This window comes from Borrelia hispanica CRI (assembly GCF_000500065.1).
GTDB classification, from domain to species: Bacteria; Spirochaetota; Spirochaetia; order Borreliales; family Borreliaceae; genus Borrelia; species Borrelia hispanica.
Map to the genome: position 1 here is coordinate 1 of NZ_AYOU01000154.1, position 6,049 is coordinate 6,049.

9 protein-coding genes are annotated in these 6,049 nt (G+C 25.2%); 5 read left to right on the top strand and 4 right to left on the bottom strand.

The annotated features are described in order from the left end of the window. The 4 genes from U880_RS0106310 to U880_RS11880 all read right to left on the bottom strand — a co-directional run. Window positions 1-382 (bottom strand): single-stranded DNA-binding protein (locus U880_RS0106310; protein WP_152520415.1); only part of this gene is annotated, 382 nt, incomplete at its 3' end. 162 nt (window positions 383-544) lie between these two features. Beyond that, a complete protein-coding gene (locus U880_RS11870; protein WP_051373901.1) occupies window positions 545-733 on the bottom strand; it encodes a hypothetical protein in 189 nt (62 codons plus the stop codon). After that, on the bottom strand, window positions 723-1,595 hold the full coding sequence (locus U880_RS11875) for a YqaJ viral recombinase family protein (RefSeq protein ID WP_051373902.1): 873 nt from the start codon (window positions 1,593-1,595) through the stop codon (window positions 723-725). The genes U880_RS11870 and U880_RS11875 overlap by 11 nt, the downstream gene beginning before the upstream one ends. Further along, complete coding sequence (locus U880_RS11880) at window positions 1,543-1,926, bottom strand: hypothetical protein (RefSeq protein ID WP_051373903.1); 384 nt, start codon at window positions 1,924-1,926, stop codon at window positions 1,543-1,545. The genes U880_RS11875 and U880_RS11880 overlap by 53 nt, the downstream gene beginning before the upstream one ends. A 155-nt stretch (window positions 1,927-2,081) precedes the next feature. Here U880_RS11880 and U880_RS0106325 point away from each other — a divergent pair, with 155 nt between their 5' ends. The 5 genes from U880_RS0106325 to U880_RS10325 all read left to right on the top strand — a co-directional run bounded on the left by U880_RS0106325 (window position 2,082) and on the right by U880_RS10325 (window position 6,001). Beyond that, a complete protein-coding gene (locus U880_RS0106325; protein ID WP_024655218.1) occupies window positions 2,082-3,191 on the top strand; it encodes a plasmid maintenance protein in 1,110 nt (369 codons plus the stop codon). A gap of 9 nt (window positions 3,192-3,200) precedes the next feature. After that, window positions 3,201-3,788, top strand: a complete 588-nt coding sequence (locus tag U880_RS0106330; protein ID WP_024655219.1) for a DUF226 domain-containing protein — start codon at window positions 3,201-3,203, stop codon at window positions 3,786-3,788. Then, window positions 3,764-4,534: a ParA family protein gene (locus U880_RS0106335; protein ID WP_024655220.1), complete on the top strand. Its 771-nt coding sequence runs from the start codon at window positions 3,764-3,766 to the stop codon at window positions 4,532-4,534. The genes U880_RS0106330 and U880_RS0106335 overlap by 25 nt, the downstream gene beginning before the upstream one ends. 62 nt (window positions 4,535-4,596) lie before the next feature. Next, window positions 4,597-5,148, top strand: a complete 552-nt coding sequence (locus U880_RS0106340; RefSeq protein ID WP_024655221.1) for a chromosome replication/partitioning protein — start codon at window positions 4,597-4,599, stop codon at window positions 5,146-5,148. Between the two features lie 328 nt (window positions 5,149-5,476). Continuing rightward, window positions 5,477-6,001, top strand: a complete 525-nt coding sequence (locus tag U880_RS10325; protein ID WP_152520416.1) for an ERF family protein — start codon at window positions 5,477-5,479, stop codon at window positions 5,999-6,001. Window positions 6,002-6,049: the final 48 nt, after the last annotated feature.

Below are 6,049 nucleotides of genomic sequence, written 5' to 3' on the forward strand. Positions count from 1 at the left end.
CCCCACCAAACAATCTCAGTTGATCTACAAAAATAATGCTTTTAATTTTATCAATTCCACTATGTTTATCCTTATAATACTCATGTCTCATAGACCCTTGAACAACAACTTGCTTGCCTTTAAGAAGAAAATGAAGAAGAGTTTCTGCTCGCTTACCAAATAATACACAATTAAAAAATTGGGCATTATCTCTCCACTCACCTTCTCTTTTAACTTTAATATTATTAGCTATAGCAAAATTTAATATAGCTAAATTTGTACTACTATAAGATAAAAGTGAATCTCTAACTAAACGTCCTGATAATGTGATATTATTAATGTCAGACATCAAAACACCCATCATCATAAAGCCTACGTCTGATTTCCATTCTTTGGAGATCACAAGACAAATTACCTAAATATTCATTGTATTCTTTTGTTATATGATAGTCATAAACATATTTTTTAATAATATTTCTTAAACTATTGTATATATATTTTAACATACGATATAAAATTATTATAATGAAGATTATTAGATGTATAATCATAAGTTCACCTCCCATTAAACTACAGATGAGATGGGAGGTGTAAGATTAGATATAGAGAAACTATAACTATGATTAATATCATAATAATCATAATGATCCGTAATTAACTTAAACCTATCTTTAATAGCACGTTTACCTGAATTTAACGCAAATATATTCTTGCCTAATCTATACACAATATTATCTGTTAATTCAAAAATCAATAGATAACTTGCCAAATATATCTTTAAGAACATCCTTATATTGTTTAGTAAGTGCATATAATTCTTTAGCATTCTCTTTCTCTTTCTTCTCTATTTCTGTTTGTTTAGATTGAATATCAACTAAATGTTTCTCCAAAAGTTCTCGCTCTTCAGCACCAATATTTAAATTAACAATATTTAGAAAATTTATAAATTCATCTTTATAATTTAATTCTGCTAAATCTGAACAAAATTTACTATCTTGTAGTAATAGTTTTATATGATTAGTTAAATTTTCTATATCAATATTTGTAAGTTCAATAGATTTGTCATTCTTTATAAGATTACAAATACGCCTAACTTCCATATCCAATGCAGAAATATAAACCATCACTTTTGCTATAAAGCTATTATTACTTTCTATAACACAATTAACAGGCTCATCTCCAATTAAAAAGAATAGGTTGCATTTTGATAATCCAGTACATGCAAGTTGTATCTGTGCTTGAACATAATATTTAAAGAAATATTTACTTTCTAAAAAATTACCTGTTTGATTATATTCTGTAATAGCTGATGTTAAATAATTACTATCACTACATTTAATCTCTAATAGTTCTGTTTCACCTTGATTATTTACAAACCAACCATCTATTGTTGCACCAACAAGATTATCTCCTAATCCTACTCGTTTGAAGTAATTATATTTGTCTATCCCATTAGCATATTTGTTTTTGTGTAAAATTTGTATATTATCAAAGTAAATACGTAGAAACTCAGCAAATCCTAAATTTTCTAATGCTTTTCCTTTTTTAATATGCAAATTATCTTTATATGGAACTTTTAATATGCAAATTATCTTTATATGGAACTTCTTTCCCAAAAAATTTAAGTACTCTACTTACAATTAATTCAGAAGCAGCATCAGCACCAAGAAATATACTACCAACTTCACTAGCACCAAATCTTGTTAATCCTTCACGTTGAATAGAAAAATCTACTTTACTATTAAACTTGAAATATTCATTCTTTTTGATACCAGGTAATTTACGTCCTATTTTGCTCATTTTAATTACATTAGTTTGTTTATTATTATCAGAATCTACGCTTGAAACAAAAGATTCTAAACCTTTAATAACTGGTTGGGTGTATAAATCTTGACAATTCATTTTTTTTACTCCATTATTAATTTTTGTAATATTATTTTTATTCATAATAAATCTCCTATAAAGTGTATTGTTAATATATATTTTATAGCAAAAATTGTATTTGTCAACTTTTTATTATAAAATATTTTTGTAAAATTTCGATTTACATTTAAAGGAAAGTTAAGCTATCATGATAGCAAGACACTTTATAGGAGATTAATATGAGGAACAAAAAAAAGCTCATCAATAAATACCAACACAAATTAATTGTTTTAATATCAACATTAAATTTTGTAAATTCTAAGTTTAAAAAATATAATCAAAATAAAATACTCTACTATTTTAATAATAACTTAAACAACAATGGTCAAAAAAAAGCTACACTCAAAACTCTACAAAGTTATTTATACAAACTAGAAAAAGAATTTCAAGTAACTAGTAACTATTACAGACATTTAGGAGAAAATTGCGGTACTGAAATTCACTATAAACTTAGATTTTCTAAAAAAGTATGTCACTATAAAATCAATAAACATTTTAAAGACAAAAAAGAAGACAGATTCCAACAACGTGCTAACTTATATCATCAACAAACATGCACTAATAATGGGAGTCTAAAGAAAAATGGGAGTGTAGAAAAATGGGAGTGTATTAATAATATTAATAATAAGAATAATAAAAAGAAGAAGGAAGAAATAAAAAAAATAGAAAGAGAAAAGGCACAGCTAGAAAAGTATATAAAGAAGTGTGAATTCAAAGATGATAAATATCTCTCAATTTTAAATTTAGAAACAACAAAAGAAATTAAAATAAAGAAGCTAATAGCATTGAAGAAAGAAGAGAATAGAAAAGAAAGGGAACAGAATAAAAGCAAGAAATTAGAAGAAAAACAAAAGGAACTAGAAAAGATACTAGAAGAGACAAAAGAAGGATTAAAAAAAGAAGGATACGATGAGAAGCAATTAGAAACAGAGATACAAAAAGCGTATGAGAGATATAAAGACAAGCCGCACTTTATCGTAGAGAGTAGTAAATATGGCGATTTAGGACAGATAGTAAAGAGGATTAAAAAAACAGTTGAACGAGAGAAAAAAGGTCGAAAAGAAGACCACAAGCAGATTAGAAATAATATATTTAGTATACTAATAGATCAGTTGAAGAACAAAGTAGAGGTTAAAGTTTTAGCGCCAATATTGAAAAATTATTTAAATAAGCAAGTTGATTTGAAGTATAGCAAGGTATTTGATAATCATTATTACTATGAAATTTTAGATATGGTAGAAGGGAAAGAGCATTTAAGAATAGAGGAGTATGAAAAGCTTGTTGACTAAGGATGTGTTATGGATAGTGTATTAGAGCGTCTTAAAGAAAAAAAATTAGATATTGAAGTTAATAATCAAAAGCCTGTGTTTATTACAATGAAAGAGAAACCTTTATTTATCAAAGTAGAGATTGATAACAATAGGACGTTGTATCATACAAAAGTCATGATGGATTTGTATGCATTCGGGGTTAATAAAAATCAAAAGCATAAATTTTTTATTTCGTTTAGGGGATTGTTTAATCAAAAAAAAGTAGAAGCATTTAATCTATTTTCTCTAAAAGAAGGAGACAAATTTTTAGGTATATTTTATGGATATAGAAAGCCAATAAAAAATGTTGCTGTAAAATACGAAGAGAATGGGATTACAAAAGTATCTACATTTTCAAAAATTTATTATATAGGGTTCAAGTTTAATAAAGGAGATATTTTTTGTTATCTTAAGGGAATATCACGCTTATTAAAAAAAGAAAGTTCTGAAACAAAATATTATAAATCATTGGTTAATAAATTTTTAAATTTAGAAAGAGAAGTATATGCGTTTTATGGGAAAAAATTACCAAAAGGGGGATTGATTAAAGAATGGATAATAAAAAAACAGAAATAATAACAATTGCTTCGATTAAAGGTGGTGTTGGGAAAAGTACAAGTGCTATTATACTTGCAACTTTATTATCTAAAAATCATAGAATACTTTTGATTGATATGGATACTCAAGCATCAGTGACAAGTTACTATCATGACAGGATACATGAGTTTGAGATAGACTTGGAGAATATTAATATATATGAAGTTTTAAAAGGTCAATTAGCTGTAGATGATGCAATTGTTAATATTGAGAATAACTTAGATTTAATTCCTAGTTATTTGAGTTTACATACATTTGGAGAAGAACCTTTGCCGTATAAAGAGCATAGATTAAAAAAAAGCTTAAAATATTTAAAAGTTAAATATGATTTTATCATACTTGATACTAACCCTCATTTAGATTCTACATTATCTAATGCTTTAGTTATTAGTGATTACGTACTTGTTCCGATGACAGCTGAAAAATGGACAGTTGAGAGTTTGCAATTATTAGAATTTTTTATAGAAAAATTAGATTTGAGTCCTCAAGTTTTTTTATTTGTGACAAAATTTAAGAAAAATAATACACATAAGCATTTGTTAGAAAAATTACAAGGAAAAAAGGGATTTTTAGGCATAATATCAGAGCGTGAAGATCTTAATAGGAGAATAGCAGAGAATGATGTTTTTGATTTAAAGAAAGATTATATAGAGGAATATGTGGAAACTTTTAATGAGTTTATATTAAAAATACAAGAATTTATTCCGGAGGCCGGAGAAACTTGATAAAGTTAAGTTCTATAAATAAATAAGTATATATTATTAATTTGACATATAATGGAGGTTTTATGAATATCAAAATAAATGATAGGGTAATATCAAAGGTTAATTCATCAAAAGTTATTGATCAAGATGAAAAGTTAATAAATCGTTATAATTTATTGAAAAAGCAGTTAAAATCTAACTTTAAAAATGAAGTTTATAATAGAATAGAAACTATGAAAATATTAAAGGAAATTAAAGATAATGAATATTATAAAATGGATGGGTATAAAACTTTTGATAGTTTTATAAAAGATTATAAATTAGCCAAAAGTCAGGTTTATGATTATTTAAAAGTAGCAACGGCTATAGAAAAAGGGATTGTTGAAGAAGTTTATTTGTTAGAGAATGGATTTAAAAATACTATAATTTTGTTAAGAAATAGCGATTCAAATTTGGTGAAAAAATCTAGGCGTAATCCAATAAAACCTTTAAGATTTCAGCTTAAGAGACAAGATAGTTATGATTTTTACAAAAAAAATTCAAAACTTGCAAGTTTTATTTTAGACGAACTCTTTGCGCATAAAAGGGATTTGCTTGAAAAACTTATAGATGATTTTAACTTTTCAAAGTTATGATTCAGTAGAAGTGTTGAATTATTATATGCATATTATTGTTTATGCTGCATAATAATTGATTTTTTTTTAAATTTGATATATACATTAATATCAATGGTATTTGTTCTGATGTGAGAACTACCTATAAAGTGTTCATTTTGAATAGGTCTTAGAGCTTAGTTAAGAATTTTGTTTATAGTTTTTAACTAAGCTTTAAGTTTTTGTATGTTATATCTTATATATCAGTATTTTTGCAGATTTTTTCATTATAAATGTTGTTTATATTTGACAAATATTAATATTTAGTATATTATTACATTAAATATTATGCTTTATAGGAGATCAAACAATGACAAATAAAATAACAAAAAGTGAAGTTCTAAATAAAAATAATGGATTAAAAACAAATATACAAGAAATGACAATTAATAATGAAAATACAACAATTAGTCAAAAGAGAATAGACTTTTTAAAAAATCTTCGTACTCTTAAAATGAATTTGGATGAAGTAAATAAAAATCTTAATGGATATGAGAATTACAATGAAATAGTAAGAGAAGTTAAAAATGTTATTAAGGAACATAATCTAGATATTGATTTTGTACAATATCCAACTACAAAGAGTATTGATAATCATTTAATTTATGTTGTTACAACAACATTTTATAGCCCTTTAAGTGGATATGAACATTCATTTGATACACCAATATATATAGAAAAATTGAGATCTATTGGGGTTAAAAGTCAAAATACATGGCCTCAGTTTGTGGAGTCTGCAATAACTTATTTCAAGCATTATGTATTAGTTACATATTTGTTAATAGAGAGTGAACTTAATATTAATGCTAGTAATTTAGATCTTGAACAATTTTAAAGGGAATTTAATATGAATAAAAATAATAATATGATAAAAAATCAATCA